This window comes from Plastoroseomonas hellenica, from assembly GCF_018129085.1.
GTDB lineage: Bacteria > Pseudomonadota > Alphaproteobacteria > Acetobacterales > Acetobacteraceae > Plastoroseomonas > Plastoroseomonas hellenica.
This window is the reverse complement of record NZ_JAAGBB010000010.1, coordinates 45465-62131: the sequence shown is the minus strand read 5'-3', so window position 1 is coordinate 62131 and position 16667 is coordinate 45465. Positions and strand designations below refer to the sequence as shown.

At 67.8% G+C, this 16667-nt stretch carries 22 protein-coding genes and 1 other annotated feature; of the genes, 14 read left to right on the top strand and 8 right to left on the bottom strand.

Annotated elements, in window-relative coordinates:
- Positions 1–776 precede the first annotated feature (776 nt).
- From ssb to GXW71_RS10135, 5 genes are all read left to right on the top strand, one after another.
- On the top strand, positions 777–1244 hold the full coding sequence (gene ssb, locus GXW71_RS10155; protein ID WP_246526453.1) for a single-stranded DNA-binding protein: 468 nt from the start codon (positions 777–779) through the stop codon (positions 1242–1244).
- Between the two features lie 95 nt (positions 1245–1339).
- On the top strand, positions 1340–1621 hold the full coding sequence (locus GXW71_RS10150) for a hypothetical protein (protein ID WP_211852379.1): 282 nt from the start codon (positions 1340–1342) through the stop codon (positions 1619–1621).
- Between the two features lie 10 nt (positions 1622–1631).
- Complete coding sequence (locus tag GXW71_RS10145; RefSeq protein ID WP_211852378.1) at positions 1632–2021, top strand: hypothetical protein; 390 nt, start codon at positions 1632–1634, stop codon at positions 2019–2021.
- A gap of 53 nt (positions 2022–2074) precedes the next feature.
- On the top strand, positions 2075–2320 hold the full coding sequence (locus tag GXW71_RS10140) for a hypothetical protein (protein WP_211852377.1): 246 nt from the start codon (positions 2075–2077) through the stop codon (positions 2318–2320).
- A 150-nt stretch (positions 2321–2470) separates the two neighbouring features.
- Positions 2471–2632: a hypothetical protein gene (locus tag GXW71_RS10135; RefSeq protein WP_211852376.1), complete on the top strand. Its 162-nt coding sequence runs from the start codon at positions 2471–2473 to the stop codon at positions 2630–2632.
- 73 nt (positions 2633–2705) lie between these two features.
- Here GXW71_RS10135 and GXW71_RS10130 read toward each other — a convergent pair whose 3' ends face one another.
- Positions 2706–3188 carry a hypothetical protein gene (locus GXW71_RS10130; protein ID WP_211852375.1) on the bottom strand — a complete coding sequence of 161 codons (483 nt, stop codon included), beginning with the start codon at positions 3186–3188 and terminating at the stop codon, positions 2706–2708.
- 92 nt (positions 3189–3280) lie between these two features.
- Between GXW71_RS10130 and GXW71_RS10125 the strand changes: the two genes are divergently transcribed.
- Positions 3281–3616, top strand: coding sequence for a hypothetical protein (locus tag GXW71_RS10125; RefSeq protein ID WP_211852374.1), 336 nt, complete (start codon positions 3281–3283; stop codon positions 3614–3616).
- A gap of 79 nt (positions 3617–3695) precedes the next feature.
- A complete protein-coding gene (locus tag GXW71_RS10120; RefSeq protein WP_211852373.1) occupies positions 3696–3944 on the top strand; it encodes a hypothetical protein in 249 nt (82 codons plus the stop codon).
- A gap of 178 nt (positions 3945–4122) precedes the next feature.
- Here the strand turns inward: GXW71_RS10120 and GXW71_RS10115 are convergent, their stop codons facing one another.
- On the bottom strand, positions 4123–4806 hold the full coding sequence (locus GXW71_RS10115) for a hypothetical protein (RefSeq protein ID WP_211852372.1): 684 nt from the start codon (positions 4804–4806) through the stop codon (positions 4123–4125).
- A gap of 497 nt (positions 4807–5303) precedes the next feature.
- Between GXW71_RS10115 and GXW71_RS10110 the strand changes: the two genes are divergently transcribed.
- From GXW71_RS10110 to GXW71_RS10100, 3 genes are all read left to right on the top strand, one after another.
- A complete protein-coding gene (locus GXW71_RS10110) occupies positions 5304–5570 on the top strand; it encodes an antitoxin (protein ID WP_211852371.1) in 267 nt (88 codons plus the stop codon).
- A complete protein-coding gene (locus tag GXW71_RS10105; protein WP_211852370.1) occupies positions 5567–5968 on the top strand; it encodes a type II toxin-antitoxin system VapC family toxin in 402 nt (133 codons plus the stop codon). Before GXW71_RS10110 ends, GXW71_RS10105 begins: the two co-directional genes overlap by 4 nt.
- 179 nt (positions 5969–6147) lie before the next feature.
- Positions 6148–6203: a sequence feature (sul1 is cis-regulatory element that is thought to sense ions involved in sulfur or methionine metabolism; They are found in Alphaproteobacteria), on the top strand.
- Positions 6204–6265: 62 nt separating this feature from the next.
- Positions 6266–7762, top strand: a complete 1497-nt coding sequence (locus tag GXW71_RS10100; RefSeq protein WP_211852369.1) for a SulP family inorganic anion transporter — start codon at positions 6266–6268, stop codon at positions 7760–7762.
- A 516-nt stretch (positions 7763–8278) separates the two neighbouring features.
- Here GXW71_RS10100 and GXW71_RS10095 read toward each other — a convergent pair.
- Positions 8279–8878, bottom strand: coding sequence for a Crp/Fnr family transcriptional regulator (locus GXW71_RS10095; protein WP_211852368.1), 600 nt, complete (start codon positions 8876–8878; stop codon positions 8279–8281).
- Here GXW71_RS10095 and GXW71_RS10090 point away from each other — a divergent pair.
- From GXW71_RS10090 to GXW71_RS10075, 4 genes are all read left to right on the top strand, one after another.
- A complete protein-coding gene (locus GXW71_RS10090; protein WP_211852367.1) occupies positions 8858–9502 on the top strand; it encodes a hypothetical protein in 645 nt (214 codons plus the stop codon). The genes GXW71_RS10095 and GXW71_RS10090 overlap by 21 nt on opposite strands.
- Before the next feature lie 1179 nt (positions 9503–10681).
- Positions 10682–11377 carry a hypothetical protein gene (locus GXW71_RS10085; protein ID WP_211852366.1) on the top strand — a complete coding sequence of 232 codons (696 nt, stop codon included), beginning with the start codon at positions 10682–10684 and terminating at the stop codon, positions 11375–11377.
- A gap of 366 nt (positions 11378–11743) precedes the next feature.
- Positions 11744–11986 (top strand): antitoxin, encoded by a 243-nt coding sequence (locus GXW71_RS10080; RefSeq protein WP_211852365.1) that lies wholly within the window; start codon positions 11744–11746, stop codon positions 11984–11986.
- A gap of 427 nt (positions 11987–12413) precedes the next feature.
- Positions 12414–12863, top strand: a complete 450-nt coding sequence (locus GXW71_RS10075; RefSeq protein WP_211852364.1) for a hypothetical protein — start codon at positions 12414–12416, stop codon at positions 12861–12863.
- Positions 12864–13194: 331 nt separating this feature from the next.
- On the opposite strand, the gene GXW71_RS10070 is transcribed toward GXW71_RS10075, so the two are convergent.
- The 5 genes from GXW71_RS10070 to GXW71_RS10050 form a co-directional block, all read right to left on the bottom strand.
- Complete coding sequence (locus GXW71_RS10070; RefSeq protein WP_211852363.1) at positions 13195–13623, bottom strand: hypothetical protein; 429 nt, start codon at positions 13621–13623, stop codon at positions 13195–13197.
- Between the two features lie 4 nt (positions 13624–13627).
- Positions 13628–14473: a hypothetical protein gene (locus tag GXW71_RS10065; protein WP_211852362.1), complete on the bottom strand. Its 846-nt coding sequence runs from the start codon at positions 14471–14473 to the stop codon at positions 13628–13630.
- A gap of 62 nt (positions 14474–14535) precedes the next feature.
- On the bottom strand, positions 14536–15096 hold the full coding sequence (locus GXW71_RS10060) for a hypothetical protein (RefSeq protein ID WP_211852361.1): 561 nt from the start codon (positions 15094–15096) through the stop codon (positions 14536–14538).
- Between the two features lie 77 nt (positions 15097–15173).
- Positions 15174–15980 carry a DEAD/DEAH box helicase family protein gene (locus GXW71_RS10055; RefSeq protein ID WP_211852360.1) on the bottom strand — a complete coding sequence of 269 codons (807 nt, stop codon included), beginning with the start codon at positions 15978–15980 and terminating at the stop codon, positions 15174–15176.
- The gene (locus tag GXW71_RS10050; RefSeq protein ID WP_211852359.1) at positions 15977–16468 is read right to left on the bottom strand and encodes a hypothetical protein; all 492 of its coding nucleotides are present in this window, start codon (positions 16466–16468) and stop codon (positions 15977–15979) included. Before GXW71_RS10050 ends, GXW71_RS10055 begins: the two co-directional genes overlap by 4 nt.
- Between the last annotated feature and the right edge of the window lie 199 nt (positions 16469–16667).

The window sequence follows — 16667 nt, the reverse complement described above, 5'->3', positions numbered from 1 at the left end:
GCAGGACTTCAGGGTGCGGGGCATGCAGGCCTGCCGGCCCAGGCAGCCCCCGAGGGCAGAGCCGCATGACGCGCACTGTCGCGGATGGACGCTCCTCCCCCATACCCGAGTTCGAGCCCCTCATGAGCTCGAACATTTGAAGCGGTGCGCGGCGAAGGGGAGCCGCTCGACACGGGGCATGCGGCGCCAGCCGGCCGCCCGCCGGCAGGCGTACCCCGCCGGGTTATAGCAAGTCGGAGACAGCAAGAGCTCGGCACCTGGTCGACTGTGGGCGGCGGCAACTCGTGCTGCCCGGCGCGCCTGGTCGCGGCCTGTCGGCTGTTCCGCAACCAGGCGTCGCCCGCCACCCGCCTGAAGGTCCCGTCGAGTTGCGCGTGACGGTCACCGCAAGAGCCGTGAAGGGCAAGGGGAGGGATCGGAGAGAAGCGGGCGGAAGCAGACGGAGGCGGGGATGGAGCCTTGAAACAGGCTCGGCGCCGTGCCTGCGCCGGACGCATCCTCTCGGGATCGCTGCGGTCTGAGCCACGGCAGCGGGCGGTCCTACTCCCGCTTCCCCAGGGGAAAGCGCCTGGCGGTTCGGCACGCTCCCTCGCAAGCCCGCGCTGCCGCTCCCGCTGGGCAGAAGCCCCGCGTCGCCGCGTCGCGGGCCCGCTCGTTCGCATGCCTCAGGAGTAGGCCCGCCCGCTGCCGCGGCTCTCTTCGACCGCACCCGAGAGGACACGACCGGCGTGGGCCGGAAGGCCTCTGCGGGATGAGAGATGAAGAGGATCTCGATCATGGCGGGTTCGGTGAACAAGGTGACGCTGCTCGGTCGGCTCGGTGCGGACCCCGAGGTTCGGCATTTCCAGAACGGCGGGCAGGTGACGAACATCAGCATCGCCACCTCCGAAGCCTGGCGCGATGCCCGCGGCGAGCGCCAGGAGAAGACCGAATGGCATCGCGTCGCGATCTTCGCGGAAGGCCTCGCCAAGGTCGCTGCCGAGTATCTGCGCAAGGGCAGCCTCGTTTATCTCGAGGGCAAGCTCGAAACCCGCAAGTGGCAGGACCAGAGCGGCGCTGACCGGTATGCGACGGAGATCGTTCTCCGCCCCTACGGCGGCAGCCTGCAGATGCTGGGCGATCCCCAGGGCCCGCGACCGGAGAGCAGCGTCCCCGGTGCCGGCGGTACGCGGCGCGAGCGCCGGCCCGAGGGCGCGGCCACGGGTGCGGGGAAGGGCGGCCTCGACGACGAGATCCCATTCTGACGGGAGCACGCCCGGCGCCACTCTGGCGCCGGGCGGTCCGCCGTCTTCCGCTTCACGGCTCCAGGCGCCGACACCCCCTGCTCCGGAGATTCAGGATGACGATCACCGCCGCGCCGAACGCGCTCGGGATGCATCCGCGCGCCCTCACGACCGTCGTCTTCGACGTGATCGATGACGAAGGCCGCCACAGCCTCCATGGGCGAGTCCATCACGCCCCCGTTTGCCACCCCTATTGCTTCGTGTCGCGCGATGCCGCGGCGCGCTTCGCGCGCTGGTGCTATGCGCAGCGCCTCTGCGACGGCTTCGCGCTGGAGACAGCGGGTTTCGCTCCACCCGAGCGCCGGCTGCTCATCGATCTCGATGAACTGCCCTTCTGAGGAGGCGCCGATGCTGCGACACTATTTCGCCCAGCGCCGCCAAGGCGGCGTGAACCCGCTCGGCGCCGGCACCGTCGCCCTGGGCTCGATTTTCTACATCCAGGACGGCGGATTCTGGCGGGACCGCTACCGCGGTCGCCCATGCCTGCGCCGTCCGTGGATCGTGGAGGCGTTCCTGAACGGCGAGCTGCAGGCCGCGCGCCGGGATCCGACCAGCGGGCGCTGGCTCTCCCTCTTCATGGGCAATCGCACGGACGTCGCTCGCGTCCGGTCGCTGCGCGATGGTCGCTCCGTGACCATCGCCATTCGCATCCTGCAGCTCCACGAGGACGCGGGCCTTGGTGCGCCCGACAATCGCTACCCATCCCTGCCGCACGTACCGCGCCAGCGGCCGGTCTAGTCCGCCGCGGCCGACGGCCGCCGGTGCCACCTCCAGCACGACATGAGGCTGAGATGCAACGCACCCCGCTCCACGCGTGCGCGCACACATCCGCACGGGCGACGCGCACGCCGTCATCACCCCAGGAGCTCGATCCCGGTTGCATCGCGTCGGCGCGGCGCTGGCAAGCGGAAGCGGATCTCCTTCGCGAGATGGCCGGCAACCCGCGCCTCACCGCACGCCAGAGCGCGGCGCTGCTCCGCCAACCCGACGCGGCCGCTCGCCAGGCGGATTGGTGGCTCGGCGCCACCAACCCCTGACACCTCCTCCATCAGGACCCTCCGGCCCGCCGGGAGCATCGACATGTCCGTCCCCTGCGCCACCGCGCTCGCGTCACCAGCTCGGCCGACTTCGAAGTCAGCGCCGACTCGCCAGAGGCGGCGGCGCAGATCGTCGCGGGCGCCTATCGGGTGTCGCTTGCGAAGGACTCGCCGATCATCTCCCTGCCCAGCGGCGAGAGCGCCCTCCTGGAGCCGCGCGATGTGACCTTCCTCGACCTGGCGTTCGTGGCGGTCGATGACGCCGGTGAAGAGAGCGAGCCCATCACACCCAGCGGCCCCGGCTTCCACTGACCGGCGCTCGGCTCGCGATCAGCTCCCGAAGAGCTCCCGCTCGGCATCGCGCAGATCGAACGGCTTCCACGCCTCACCCCGGCGCGCCATCGCCACTACCCGAGCAGCCGCGTGTGCCTCGACCGCAAGGCGGTAATGCTCGATAGCGCGCTGCATCGTGCGTCAGCTTATCCAGGCAACGCTGCAGCACTTCCAGGTCCGCATCCCCGCGCCGCTGCTGCTCGTCGCTCAGTCGCGCATGGGCCTGCTCCGCGGCGGCCCACGCCTCCTGGGACACCTCCGCCGCGGCCCGGGCGCGCTCCACGAACTCGTCGAGAATTGCGCGCAGCGCTGCTTCACGGCGCGCGCCACGCTCTGGCGGGATGTTGGCCTCGACATAGCCCGCAACTGCCTCCTCGACCTGCGCCTGCAGGTCCATCGAGGGGGGATCGATCTCGAAGGCCTCGGCGAGATTCAACACCTCCCGCACATCCGGCACCGCGTCACTGGCGCGGTCGATCTGGTCGGCCAGGATCCGCGTCGGCGGAAAGGGGACGACATTCGAGGGCGCGGCCATCAAGGCCTCCATCTCTTACGGCGCCGCAGCACTCTACGCGCAGCGGTCCCGTACCGCAAGCTAGAAGATTGATAACATTGAGGTTTCCTTCCATGACAGGACGACGCCGAGACACTGACCTCGCCCGACCGCCCGCGTCGGAGGGTTCGCTGCTTGGCTACGGCAAGCGCGAACAGCGGAGTTCTGAGATCGTGGTCGAAAAGGCACCGTCGGCGCCGGCGAAACTGCTGGTTCCATTCGATAAGCCCAATCCGGACCGGATAAGGCTGGTCCGGACCGGCCCCTTCGAGCACTACTGCGCAGTGCGCGGCCGTGATGCCGGCTTCGGCTTCGGATGCGACCTCCTCAAAGGCGAGCCGGGGACCTGGTTCTGCGGGGAACACCGGCCCGAGGGCGAACGGCGCTGGAGCGCGCTCGGGCGTGTGTGATTCACACCAATAGGCGGCCTTCGTCGCACCTTGCTTTGACGGATTTCGCTATTCTCGAATCCCGGAAGAGGACCGACCGATGGAAGTCAAGCTGACAATCGAACGCGCTGCTGGAGCGACCGAGGTCATCCAGGAGCACGTCGGGAGCGCGCTTCGAATACTCCATGAGAATTTTGATGGCCGCATCGTGAATGGCTGGGGGGTCTATGCCGATCCTTCCAACCAGCGCCATCATCTTCGCGCCGCCATCGAGGCTCTCACCAAGGCGCAGGCCGCGATGGACGCAACCACCTGGCCGACCGCGGTTCAGTACGAGGGCGCGGAATGACGGGCAACCGGGAACCGACCGACGACGAGCGCGCCGGCATCGCCTGGTAGAACAGCCTGGCGGAAAGCGAGCGCGCGCGCTGGCTGGCCGCCGCAAACAGCGCCAAGCCTGCCGATGCCTGGGCCGTGTTCAAGGCCGAGCGGGACCGCATTGGCCGCGATAAGCGGCCAGCATCATCCTAATAGGGAATTGTGCCGGGTTGTCCCTGAACCCGCTGCCAAAGTGCCATCGCGCTTTGCCTGTCGGCTTGCGCGTCCCCGGTCGCCTCAAAGCGCATCTCCCTGCCGCGAAACGCCTTGCGGCGTGTGGCGAACACGGAGAGCACCCTGTTGTTGATGTTCACAAGCTGCCCGGTGGAATCGGGCACATTTGTCAGGCGGTCTGGCAACAGCATCAGCTCGCCCAGATAGCCGTAGACGTGGATGTTCCCCAGGCCGATTTCCGGCTGCGCCAGCGCGGCCTTCAGAGTTGTCGCGAAGGACGCCTCCAGCTGAAAGCCATCAAAATGGTCGCCGGAGCTGCAATTGAGGCATTTTATTGTCCTCGTGTTATTGTCATTGAGCCCCAGATTCCGCAGCAAGACCGCGAGTTCACCGGCGCGAATGGTTTCGCCAGGGCTCTCCACGGCTCGGTTCTGCAGATAGGAGGTTTCCGATCGGAGAATCGGGCTTCCACTCGTGCAATGGCCCAGAATAACGATCGTTGAAGCGGCGGCGGAGGCCAAACAGCTCGGCACATCAAACTCCGGCCCCCCGGGCCAGATGAATATGTCTGCCTTACCGCGGTATATCCATCCGACCATTACTCCCCGGTATTTCGAGGCGCCCGCGAGGTCCTGGAATGGATACACCAAAATTGTCATTGGGCCACTCTTTCGTTTTGATCGCCGTTTACAGGGGGCTCATCGCACGTCCGCGTCGCACGCTAATCCCAGGCGGTGGAGGTCGACAACTAGATCGTGCCGTGGATCGCCCAAAGCATCCGTGCGAAGATTAAGCGGTTCTGCAAGGCATTGTGCTAGTTGGGGATTGTGGCAAGCTCTTACCGGTCCTGGAGTGATCAGAACTAAGAGTCCGTCCACACGGACCAGCCGCGTTCCCCGTGTCGGCGAGAGTTCGTGGTGTTTTCTGGCGGTCGGGTAGGCCTTTTTCCATAATCAATATTATGCGGCATCGGGAATTAGGCTGTGTATTCCTGCTGGGAAGCCAATTTTAAAGAGGCGACGGCCGGTTACCAAGCACAAATGCCACTCGCGACGCCGGTCCCCGCCTTCCCGCCGGACCTGGCCGTTGCCCAACGTTTCCTTGAAACCCGCGCTCAATCGACATATGTCGTGGCATATGTAAAGGAGGCCGCGCCATGACCGCGCCCATCCATCAGTCCCGCCACGTCAGGCTCTTCCGCAACAATCGGAACCAGGCTGTTCGTATCCCTGTCGAATTCGAACTGCCAGGCGACGAGGCCATCATCACCCGCGACGGTGACCGTCTCATCATCGAGCCGCTCCGCAAGAAGATGACCCTCACCGACTTGCTCGCCGCCTGGCAGAAGCAGCCCCCACTCGGACCGGACGACGACTTCCCCGATATCGACGATCCGCCGCTGGAGCCGGAGGAGCTCCTTTGAGCCAGTACCTCCTGGACACCAACATCATCAGTGACCTCCTGCGCAACCCCGGCGGCAAGGCCGCCAAGCGCGCGACCGAGGTCGGCCACGACGCGGTCTGCACCAGCATTATCGTCGCTGCCGAGCTGCGCTATGGCTGCGCGAAGAAGCGTTCCGCCCGCCTGCTCGCCGCGGTGGAGCACCTGCTGGAAACCATCCCCGTGCTGCCGCTCGAGATGCCCTCTGATCTCGAGTACGGACTTATCCGGGCCGCGCTCGAGACCGCCGGCCGCTCCATCGGCGCCAACGACCTGCTCATCGCCGCCCATGCCTACACCCTCGGCGCGACCATGGTGACGGCCAACACCGACGAGTTCGCTCGGATTGAGGGCCTGGTTGTGGAGAACTGGCTGGCTTGACGCGGCAGCGGCTGGCGACGCTGCTGACCCCTATGGCGCCTTGCCCGATGCTCCACGCCAGCGCGCGCGAGATGCTGGCCCATAGCCGCCGCTACGCACCCCATCTGGTGCCGCAGAAGCGACCGCCATCGCCCCCCTCTTGCAAAGCACCCGCTTGTTTCGTAGGAGCGGCGCACCCGCCTGGACCCGGTGCAATCCCGGGTGGCTATTCCGGCCGCCGATCCGCCGGACAACATCACACATGACCCGAGATCCGAAGCGCCCAAGGGCGCCATGTGGCTTGTTGCGGAATTCCCAATGACAGACAGGCTTGCCCGCTACCGGCGGGAATGGTTCGGCGGCGCCGCGTCCGCGCGGCGCGACGTGCTGGCCGGCATCGTCGTGGCGCTCGCGTTGATCCCCGAAGCCATCGGCTTCTCCATAATCGCCGGGGTCGATCCGCGCGTCGGCCTCTATGCCTCCGTCGCGATCGCCATGGTGATCGCCTGCATCGGCGGACGGCCCGGCATGATTTCCGCCGCGACCGCTGCCGTCGCGGTGCTCGTCACGCCATTGGTGCGCGAGCACGGCGTCCAGTATCTCTTCGCCGCGACGATCCTGATGGGCGTCATCCAGGCGATTGCGGGGCTGGCGCGGCTGGACCTGCTGATGCAGTTCGTGTCGCGATCGGTCATCACCGGCTTCGTCAATGCGCTCGCCATCCTGATCTTCATGGCGCAGTTGCCGCAATTGACCGATGTCGGCTGGCAGACCTATGCGATGGCCGCGGGCGGCCTCGCGATCATTTACCTGTTCCCGCGCGTCACCACCGCGGTGCCGTCGCCGCTGGTCGCGATCCTGCTGCTGACCGCTGTTAGCATTGGGCTGGGGCTGCCGGTCCATACGGTCGGCGACATGGGCCAGCTTCCCCAGGGGCTGCCGAGCTTCGCCTTGCCCGAGGTGCCGCTGACCCTCGAGACGCTCCGAATCGTCCTGCCCTATTCGGTGACGATGGCGGCTGTGGGCCTGCTGGAATCGCTGCTGACCGCGCAGATCGTCGACGACATGACCGACACCGCCAGCGACAAGCGGCGCGAATGCATGGGGCAAGGCGGGGCGAACATCGTGGCGGCCCTGTTTGGCGGCATGGGCGGCTGCGCGATGATCGGCCAGTCCGTGATCAACGTGACCTCGGGCGGGCGCGGGCGCCTCTCGACCTTCGTCGCGGGTGGCTTCCTGCTGTTCCTGCTTGCCGTGCTCGGGCCCTGGGTCGGGCAGGTGCCGATGCCCGCTTTGGTCGCCGTGATGATCATGGTGTCGATCGGCACCTTCAGCTGGAACTCGATCGCCAATCTGCGGCGGCACCCGCCGACATCCTCGGTCGTGATGTTGGTGACGGTGATCGTGGTCGTCGCGACTCGCGACCTGTCGCTCGGCGTGCTGGCGGGCGTGCTGCTGTCGGGCATCTTCTTCGCCGGCAAGGTGCGGCGCATGTTCGCGGTCGCCCGCAGCCTGTCGCCGGATGGCAGCCATGCCACCTATCGCGTCACGGGGCAGATCTTCTTCGCCTCGGTCGATCGCTTCACCCGGGCGTTCCATGGCGAGGACAGCGCGACGCATGTGACGATCGACGTGGCGGCGGCGCATTTCTGGGATATTTCCGGCGTCGGCGCACTCGACAAGATCGTCGCCCGCCTGCGTCGGGAAGGCCGTACCGTCGAGGTCATCGGCTACAACAAGGCCAGCGCCGATATCGTCGATCGCTTCGCCCTCCACGACAAGACCGGCGTGGAGATGGGGGCCGTGCCGCACTAGGACTGTTTCGCAGCGGGCGAGAGTGCCTGCAGGACGGCATCACAGGTGTTACATCCGTCGAGCCGTCGCGCTCCGGACCGGCGGTGACGGTACTGCTGACGTAGGCGCAGCTCGCCGCTTACTTGCCCCGGGATCGCGCTTTCGGGCGCGGCGCCTCATCGGAGGCCCTGGCTCTCGCGCCAGTGCGCGATCTCCAGTGGCACCGCGTCCGAGGGGTTCCGCATGTCGTTGCCGCGTCGGTTCCTGGCACCAGATTGCCCCGCGGCGCGAAGCGGCCCAGCGTGACGCCGCAGCCGTCCGCCGGAAGTGCGACCGCAGCGGAGTCGACGGCGTCATCAGTTGAGCCGGCAGCGGCAAGCGGTAGATGCGCCCCGTTGCCAGCAGGAAGGCACCGAAGCCCACGAGCACGCCGCCCGCGGACATAACCGCCACCGTGACCGCGCAGGATCGGCAGCAGCGTGCCGAAGTCGCCGAAAGCACCGTCGACCTCGCCCGCTACGCTGGGCTGGGCGAGCCTCATGCCGTGGCCGCCGCCGGAAGCCGCACGCGATCACCGCCCTCGCGTCGCAAGAGGCCCGCGCGCTCGAGCCGGGCGAGCGCCCGGTAGGTCGCCTCGTGGGAGAGGCCGAGCTCGGCGGCGAGCGACTTCCAGGACCTCCCGAGGCGGCGGGTGCCGTCGGGCTCCGGTGGAAGAGCATGCAGCACATCGAGCAGCCGGTCGGCGGCGTGCGGCAGGGCGAGGCGCTCGGCGCGAGCTCGCTCGGCGACGAGCCGGGCCGCGAGATGGGCAGCGATGCGCCAGGCGAGCCCCGGGTCGGCCCTGGCCACCCTGCGCAGCTCCGCGGCCGGGTGCACCGTCACGAGGCTCGAGACGGCGGCGATGGCGTCGCAGTGATGGTGACTCTCGAACAGGCTGGCCTCGGCGAAGGTCTCGCCCGGCCCAGCTCGGTGGAGGACCAGGCGGCGCCCCTCGGGCGAGGTGCGGACAAGTTCCAGCACTCCCTGGCGCACGAGGCCGAGGCCGAGGGCGGCGTCGCCTGCACGGAACAGCGCCTCGCCATGGGCGAGGCGGCGGTCGCGGCCGGGAGGCAGCGCTTGGAGGAGGTCGGCGTTCATATGACCGCAATCATAGAAGCTAGGGCCGGTTCCGCGCTACGCGCCCCTGTCATGACCCTCTCAGCCGCACTCCCCATCGCTGCCCTGGCCCTCGCTCTCGCCCTGCCTGCCTCGGCGCAGCAGGCGGGGCCACAGCGCGGACATCATCCGCATGGTGCTGAACGAGGGTCCCCAGCCCTGCCCTACGCCGGCCTGGAGGGCCGCCGGATCAAGGCGCTGTCCGAGGACGACATTGGGGCCCTCCTTGAGGGACGCGGCATGGGCCTCGCTCTTGCGGCCGAGATGAATGGCTACCCGGGACCGGTGCATGTGCTGGAACACGCTGACGCGCTGCGCCTGTCGCCTGCCCAACAGGCCACGGCGGAGGCCTTGCGTGACGGCATGGCTCGTGAGGCGCGGCTCCTTGGCGCCCGGATCGTCGGCATGGAAGCAGACCTGGACCGGCTGTTCGCGACCGGATCGGCGGAGATCGCAAGCCTCGCCGCCCTGACCGCCTCGATTGGCGCGCTGAGCGGCAGGCTGCGCGAGGTGCACCTCGCCACGCACATCGCCATGCGCGAGGCGCTCCGGCCGGAGCAGCGGGCGGCGTACGCGCGGCTGCGAGGCTACGCCGCAGGGAGATAAGGGACGGGACGGCCAGTCCCTGGGTTCAGGCCGCCGCTGCACGCCCCGGGGCGCCCGTGTTCGCGCCCGTGTTCCAAGGAGCAGGGTGTCCGGCGCCGTGCTGGAACATCGCTCCGGACCATTCGCTCCAGCGCGCCGGTGAGCCAAGCCTGCGGGTTGACGCCGTTGATGATGGCGGTGCGGATCGGCGTCGTTGCAACCGGCCAGTTCTCGCCGCCGCCCCTCTGACACCCTCGCGATCAATCCGGGCATGCTGAAGCGGGACCAGGCGTAGGGCGCGCAGGCAGCTCCACCGCGGCCCGCCAGCTGCCGTTCGCCGCCTCGTAGGTGCGCCTGCACGCGGCAAATGACCAAGGTCCTCCCGACCGTCCGCGCGTCGAACAAGGGCGTGCCCCTCCGCTGCGCTCCGGATCGGACTCTACTCGGCCGCCTAGGGCGACCTCCCGGAGCTGCAGGTCGCGCCCGGCCCGGGCGCTGCGGCGCCGGCCAGCCGCTCGGCCGCGTCTCCGCCCTAAGGGCTGCGATCCCTCACGCAGCCGCCGGGCGCGGCCGCTCTGATCTGCTGGGGCCGACGGGGCCGTGCCGGAAAGCGACCATGGCCCGGATGGACGAGGCGGTCCCGGGCCTCGTTCCGGCGCCACCTGTGAGAGGCCGCCTTCCCGTCGCCCATCTCTCCGGGCGGTAGCAGGACGGGGCTCCGCCGCCGCATGAGCCGCGCCAGGCCGCAGCCCTGCGCTCAAGGCATGGCGAGACAGTGTCGGTGGAAATGGAGGAGAGAAATAAGAGAAGCCAGTACTTGCCCACGCCACGCCTTGATCGCACGGCGTCGCCCCGCGCGTTCATGCTCTGTCGGAACCCCGTCCTACTACCTGAGAGATGCGCGACGGGAAGGCGGCCTCTCACATAACCCGCTCGCGCGCCTGCACTTCTGTCGCTGCGCGCGGCCTCCCGCCGCGCCGCCTCCGGCGGGCAAAGGGCGCCGCCCTCTGCACTCCCGGCGCTCAAGGAAGTGCGGAATAGAGTCCTAATATTACTTGAGCAGCGGAGAAGTTCTGGCGGACGAGTATTTGACAATTACTATAGACTATTATATAGTTCTGTTGTTCCCGAGGGGAGCGGCCGGAAGAAGGGGCGGCCACCCCTCCCCCCGGCCTCACCAGTGACAGGATGGTTCAGATCATGTCCCAGGCTCAGACCAACATCGGCGCCGGCGATACGCAGGGCAACTCCGGAACCGTCATGGGCGAGGCCATGCGCGCCGCCCGGCCCCGCAAATCCCAGGGCAAGAAGCAGCAGCCGGGCAAGACCGATCCCCGCCGCTCCGCCACCCAGAGCCGCCCGGCCATCACCTATGAGGATGCCGAGCGCCTCTGCCCCCATCAGGGCCTGGCCGACAACCTCGCCCGCACCTTCGCCCTCGACGGCGTCGACATGACCGCCATCCGCGAAGCCATGGAGCAGCACGTCATCCAGACGGCGGAGGTCCTGCAGGGCGCGTTGAACGAGCGTGCCATGGCCATGCACCTGCAGCGCATCGTCGGCGCCTATGTGGGGTCCGCCTATGGGGCCGGCAGCTTCTATACCCAGAAGGTCACCGTCGCCCGCGACGAGACCACAAAGATAGCCAATGACCACCGCGACGAAGACCGCGATGGCGTGCTCGGCTTCGAGAGCAAGGCCGCCCGCGCCCGCCAGTTTGCCGCCGAGATGGGTCTACAGGCCGCCGCGCTGCTGGCCGCTGCCGACGGCGCGGTGCATGCCTATGAACACGTCGTCGGCGAGGCCTGGAAGCCCTACCAGTCCAGCGGCACCGACAGCTCCCGCACCGTCACCCGCCGCGCGGCGACCGAGGAAATGGCCGCCTTCGGAGGGTGATCGAGATGAGAGTGAGCACGGAAGGGGCCTCGCGTCCCTTCCATCCAGCGACCTTGTGGTCTGGCCGGATGGAACCTGGGCGACATACGAGCAATTCGCCAGCGGCGCGTTCGGCTGGATGTCCGATAACGTCGAGCGCGTGCGCCTGGACGGCGCCGATCGCCTGCGCGAGCTCCGACTCTTCGAGGTTATCGCCCCCTAGTGAGATCAGCGGGCAGGGCAATCGATGGGCCGGCTCGCTGCCCCGCGCGTGGCCGGGGCATAGGCCCCTCCCTAGAACCCCGTCGGCATGTTCGGCGGCGCCGTTGCAGCGCCACACCTGCGATATGTAGCAAAGGCATATCCCAACTCACGGAGCGGCTCGCCATGAATACCGCAAAGGTCTTTTGGTCCGGGCGATCCCAGGCCGTGCGCCTGCCCAAGGACTTCCGCTTCGACACGGCCGAGGTGCGGATCCGCCGTCACGGCAACGCTGTGATCCTGGAACCCATCCATCAGGACTGGCAGTGGCTCGACGCGATCACGGGCCCTCTCGACGAGGATTTTGTCGCAGCGGCAACGACTGAGCCCCCTCAGCAGGATCGCCCCGCCTTGGATGTTTTTGAGTGACGTTCTCCTCGATAGCAACGTCGTCATTGCCATCCTCGGTGGCAAGCCCTCTGTCCTCGCCAGGCTCAAGAAGCACCACCCGCGCGACTTCGGTATCCCGCTATCGTCCTGCACGAGCTCTTCTTCGGCGCCTTCAAGAGCAGCAGGGCGTCCGAGAACCTCGCCTGGGTCGATGCGCTCCAGTTTGAATTGGTCGATTTCGCGCGAGAGGATGCGCGGCGCGCCGGTGAGCTGCGCGCCCATCTCGCCTCTGCCGGCACGCCCATTACGCACTGATCGCCGGCCAGGCGCTGGCTCGCTCGCTGGTGCCATCACGCATAACACGCGCGAGTTCCAGCGCGTACCGGCGCTGAGCTTCGACGATTGGGAATAGACATCCCAGCGTCCGGCGGGGCTGCTCAGCAGCCCCTAGGCACCGCCATTTTTGATGTTCGCGCCGCCGCCTGATCCGCTCGCTCGCACCACGCACGAGGAGGCATCGGAGGTGGATACTCGCAATGTCGCGCTGGCTGCCGTCGCGCTCGGCGCTGCCATCGGCGCCTGGGCTGGCAGGCCCGCGCATGAGCCGTCACCTGGCCCTGCTCTGGCCGCTGCGCCAACGCCCACCTGTCACGTGGCGGTGCCCGGGGCCGCGCGTGACGAGCAGGCCGCTCTCCAGCATCTTCGTCAGCAACTCAGCCACCAAGACTGCCGCGCCGGCAGCTGGCTCGAGGTGCGCGGCCTGCCCGTCCGGCAGACGCCCTATGCGACGCTCCCAGCCCCCGATTGGACCGCGCGCCTCTGCGTGCGAGGGAACCTCTTCGAAGAAGCCGACACCGGGCCGACCGTCAACTTCAACTGCATCTACAATGGCCTCGGCAGCGACACTCCGACCTGATCGGCGTCCGCTTAGCGCAAGCCGCTACGCCGCCGATTCCTGAAGGCCAACAGCAGCACCACAAAACCGTCGTGGTCATCACACGCGCGCGCGACCTCCCGCGCATCCGGCCCATCGGCCAACAGCGCACGCAAAACGCAGAACACAGCGCCTGCCGGGAACCAAGGCGTCGCCGACGACTGCTCGCCCCACCATCTCCAGAGCATCGATCCTCCTCGCAGCGCTCAGTCGCGCGAGGCGCCTGCATGCCACGGCCGACGAGCTTCCTATCAGCCAAAAATGCCGGCCGCAGTTGAGCCGCGACCGGCGACGTGCGTGCCGCCCTGCCCTATCAGCCGTGCGGGCGCGTGTAGGTAAACCCAGGCCTGCCGTTGGACATCATCGCCGGATGGCACTGAGTCGACGGGTCGCTCAAGTTGCGCCACTGCCGGACCATCCTTGCGTCCAGCCAGCCCGGACGGCCGTCCATGTGCAGCACCGCGATGAAGCCGTTCTGCTCGCGTCGGGGCTCCGCAACGATAACGTTGTTCGTCGCAATTCCAATCTGTGCAGCGCTCGCCGATGGTTCCGCGTAAACCGGCGGCAAGTCGTCCCAGGAAGTCCGGCCCCGCTGCACGTTGAGTGCCATACAGGTGTAGCCTTCGAGAATCCGGACAACCTGAGGGCCTTGAATCTGCCCCCGCCCCTGTTGCTGGCCATGGGCCTCCGCTGAAATTGCGCCGAACAGAGTTAGGATGCACAGCCCCTTCCAGATCATCATCGCCTTATCTCCCATTGCTCACGAGCACCGGTTGGAGCGCCGCATCTCCCATCCGCGCGGAGACCGTCGAACGCCAGTCCGCGACCGTCGTCGTCGGTGAGATACCATTCGCCGCCAATTGCGCTGGCGTGTAGCCGTCAAGCACGTCGCGCATCAGCTGCCCTCCATCTGCCTGCGCCAGAGGAATCGTGTAGCCGCTTCCAAAATTGTACCCGCCCCGGACGTCCAGCACCGTCGGGTTCGAAATCCCCGCGCGCTGAAGCCGCTCCGCTTCCGAGCGAATCGTCGCGGCCGCCGATATCGCCTGGTTGGCAGGATCCATCGAGCCGTCGACGCCGCGCTGAATAGCCCCTTGCAGCGCAGGATTGTACCCGACCGCCCGCGTCAGTCCGCTCTCGAAGGTCGGGTCGTACATCTGGAACGCGCCCCTGATCCGGCTTCCATCGCGCGCCGCCACATTCTGGCATCCGCTCTCGACCATGCATGTCGCCGCCAGCGCCGATGGGTTCACACCGACGAGAGTCGCATGCTGGCTCGCGGCGTCGCCCCAACTGCGACCGCTCATCACATCCAGTGCAGCGCTCGCGCCCGCCGGCATCCCCTCACCGCCGCCCGCGCCGGGCGCTGGCGTGCCGCCGACCACCACGCCTGTGCCCGGCACAATCTCGAAGGAGCCGAGCCCGACGTCGAAAACACGCGGGATAATCTGCTCCGGTACGCCGTTCATGCGGACCGGACCGGCCTGCCCCCAGGCGCCGCCCGCCACCAGCAAACTTGCAATAAACAGGGCGGCGCCGCATTGGCGCCGCCCCTCCCCCATCACCAGCCGATCAGCCCGGCCTCCGCGCATCCCGCCGCCTCCTTGATGCCAAGGGCGGCAATCTTCCAGCCTCCGGCGCGAACGGTGCCCCCTCAGCCGGGAGTCTGCACCGCCGCGGCGGTCATCACGTCCAGGGGGCAGTAGAGGCGCCCCGCGGCGTTGCGCTCCGCACTCGCCATGCACCGCGCAATCGACGCCGTCGCGTCCCAAGTGTCCCAGGTCCGCAGCGCGAAGCCGCCGGCGATCAGCACCAGCGCGAGCGCCGCGACCTTCACATGGTGCAGGAGGTTCAGGCGCTTGTTGTGCCGCCACTCCTTCAGCACGACGGTATCCCGCAGGATCTCCGTCAGCTGGGGCGCCAGCGACTTCACCACCTGCCCGAGCGCGCGCTGCTGCTCGACCTCCGCGGCGACCGCCGCCGCCTTAGCCTGGCGGATCGTCAGATCCGCCAGCGCCGTCGCTTCCCGCAATCTATCCAGCTCGCTCTCGTTGAGCTCGCGTGCATCTCTCAGGAGGCCCCGGAGATCATCGCCCCAAGCAACCGCCATCTCCCCGAAGGTCCGCTGTGTTCCCATCATGGCAGCGATAAAGATCTGTTCGGGATGACCCGGCAGCACGCCGAACTCCGGCATCGCCGCATTCAGCGCCGCCAAACTTTCCTCCAACCTGAGCCGGGCCTCCGCACTCCGGCGCACCAATGCTGACCCGGGCGGCTTCTCCAAACCGTCCATCACTCGGCCGCCTCCCTCACCGGGATACGGGGCATCCACTCAGGGCGCAGCCGAGCGAAGAATTCCGGCATGGCCTTGTTCCACCACCGCCCCACGCGCGCCTGGTCAAAATACGAGGTCCGTGGATGCCCGGTGGCCTGGGCTCCTTCTGCCATCTCGGCGAAGGCTAGCCCGCGGTCGGTCACCTGGGCCATGCAGCCCAGAGCCGGCATCATCGTCACCTCCGCGCCCTTCAGTACCGCCCGCTTCACGACCGGATGCTCCTGCACCCGCGCGAAGGCAAAGCTCGCTGAGCGGCCAGAGGTGACCAGTCCCTCGTTCAGCACCAGGATCGTCGCCTCCGGCGCGAAGAGGCCGGTCTCGGCCGAGGCATTGAGGTAGTCGAGATCCGCCAGCTCCGGCCCGAGGAGATGGATGGCCACCGGCCGGATTCCTTGCGCCTCCAGCGCATCGACCAGCGATACCTCGGCCGCGAGCCGGTTCAGTGCCGTCTCACCGCCTCCGACGTCGAGGATCGCGTCATAGCGATGGGCGATCTGGTCGCCGATCCTCTCCTCGATCCATGCCTTCGTGTCGTCGAAACTTCCGACCGGCGCCTCCAACGCATCCCGATGAAAATTGGACAGCGAGTGCATTCGATTCAGAAGGTCGGCATTCCAGATCCGGAGATCGGCACCCGCCTCCCGATAGTGCTGAGAGATGGCGTTCAGCAGTGTCGTCTTCCCGACGCGCTGCCGCCCCACGGCGATAAGCAGCACCGGCCTCCGTTCGCCAGCCTGCTCGATAGCGATACCCTGCCTGGTCATCCCGATTTCCTCTTGGGTTGTGGACCGAGATAGCGGTCCGCATGGGCGAGCTGCTCACGCAGGGCGGCGAACTTCGCCTCCGCCTCGGGCGTCAGCTCGATCTCGTTGCTTGCCATGGGGCTGGCCGGCAGCACCCGCCCCGAGGGGGCGGGCGCCGCTTGCAGCGGTACCTCCAAGGCGCTGGCTGCCTCCGGCAGCGCCGCCGGCGCCCGCTCCGTCACGGGCGGCGGGCCGGCGTGGCGGGGTGAGCGGTTCGGACGCTTCCGCGCGCGCTTCTCTGCGCGTCGCCGCGCCGTGTCCCGGTCGGCTTCGACCTCCCGCTTGACCACCGGCCACATCTGCCTGAGGGAGTCTGCCGAAGGCGCTTGGCCTTGCGCTCCGACCACGTCCTGTTTCGCCAGCCACAGCGCGCAGGCTCGCCATTTCGGCGTTGGCCGATCCAGGACCTCGCGGACCACGTCGTAGTGATCGCGCAGGAACGCATGCATCGGCGACCGTCCCCGCGATGTCTCCGCAAGCAGGCTCGCGCGCATCTCCGTGAGGCGCTTGTCTCTCTTCGCTGCCATGGGGATCGGCTACGGCCGATCGGCGCGAACACGAACAGCCGCGGTCATTTGCCGCAGGCAAACCGGAGACTCCCCGTATCCTGCCGGAAGCACTGGCGGATGCCCGCCGAAGGTCAGCCGT

Bases quoted from the DNA above. Each gene is read 5' to 3' on its own strand.
- ssb (WP_246526453.1), top strand. From the start codon at position 777: ATGGCGGGTTCGGTGAACAAGGTGACGCTGCTCGGTCGGCTCGGTGCG.
- GXW71_RS10150 (WP_211852379.1), top strand. From the start codon at position 1,340: ATGACGATCACCGCCGCGCCGAACGCGCTCGGGATGCATCCGCGCGCC.
- GXW71_RS10145 (WP_211852378.1), top strand. From the start codon at position 1,632: ATGCTGCGACACTATTTCGCCCAGCGCCGCCAAGGCGGCGTGAACCCG.
- GXW71_RS10140 (WP_211852377.1), top strand. From the start codon at position 2,075: ATGCAACGCACCCCGCTCCACGCGTGCGCGCACACATCCGCACGGGCG.
- GXW71_RS10130 (WP_211852375.1), bottom strand. From the start codon at position 3,188: ATGGCCGCGCCCTCGAATGTCGTCCCCTTTCCGCCGACGCGGATCCTG.
- GXW71_RS10125 (WP_211852374.1), top strand. From the start codon at position 3,281: ATGACAGGACGACGCCGAGACACTGACCTCGCCCGACCGCCCGCGTCG.
- GXW71_RS10120 (WP_211852373.1), top strand. From the start codon at position 3,696: ATGGAAGTCAAGCTGACAATCGAACGCGCTGCTGGAGCGACCGAGGTC.
- GXW71_RS10115 (WP_211852372.1), bottom strand. From the start codon at position 4,806: ATGACAATTTTGGTGTATCCATTCCAGGACCTCGCGGGCGCCTCGAAA.
- GXW71_RS10110 (WP_211852371.1), top strand. From the start codon at position 5,304: ATGACCGCGCCCATCCATCAGTCCCGCCACGTCAGGCTCTTCCGCAAC.
- GXW71_RS10100 (WP_211852369.1), top strand. From the start codon at position 6,266: ATGACAGACAGGCTTGCCCGCTACCGGCGGGAATGGTTCGGCGGCGCC.
- GXW71_RS10095 (WP_211852368.1), bottom strand. From the start codon at position 8,878: ATGAACGCCGACCTCCTCCAAGCGCTGCCTCCCGGCCGCGACCGCCGC.
- GXW71_RS10085 (WP_211852366.1), top strand. From the start codon at position 10,682: ATGTCCCAGGCTCAGACCAACATCGGCGCCGGCGATACGCAGGGCAAC.
- GXW71_RS10080 (WP_211852365.1), top strand. From the start codon at position 11,744: ATGAATACCGCAAAGGTCTTTTGGTCCGGGCGATCCCAGGCCGTGCGC.
- GXW71_RS10075 (WP_211852364.1), top strand. From the start codon at position 12,414: ATGTTCGCGCCGCCGCCTGATCCGCTCGCTCGCACCACGCACGAGGAG.
- GXW71_RS10070 (WP_211852363.1), bottom strand. From the start codon at position 13,623: ATGATGATCTGGAAGGGGCTGTGCATCCTAACTCTGTTCGGCGCAATT.
- GXW71_RS10065 (WP_211852362.1), bottom strand. From the start codon at position 14,473: ATGCGCGGAGGCCGGGCTGATCGGCTGGTGATGGGGGAGGGGCGGCGC.
- GXW71_RS10055 (WP_211852360.1), bottom strand. From the start codon at position 15,980: ATGACCAGGCAGGGTATCGCTATCGAGCAGGCTGGCGAACGGAGGCCG.
- GXW71_RS10050 (WP_211852359.1), bottom strand. From the start codon at position 16,468: ATGCATGCGTTCCTGCGCGATCACTACGACGTGGTCCGCGAGGTCCTG.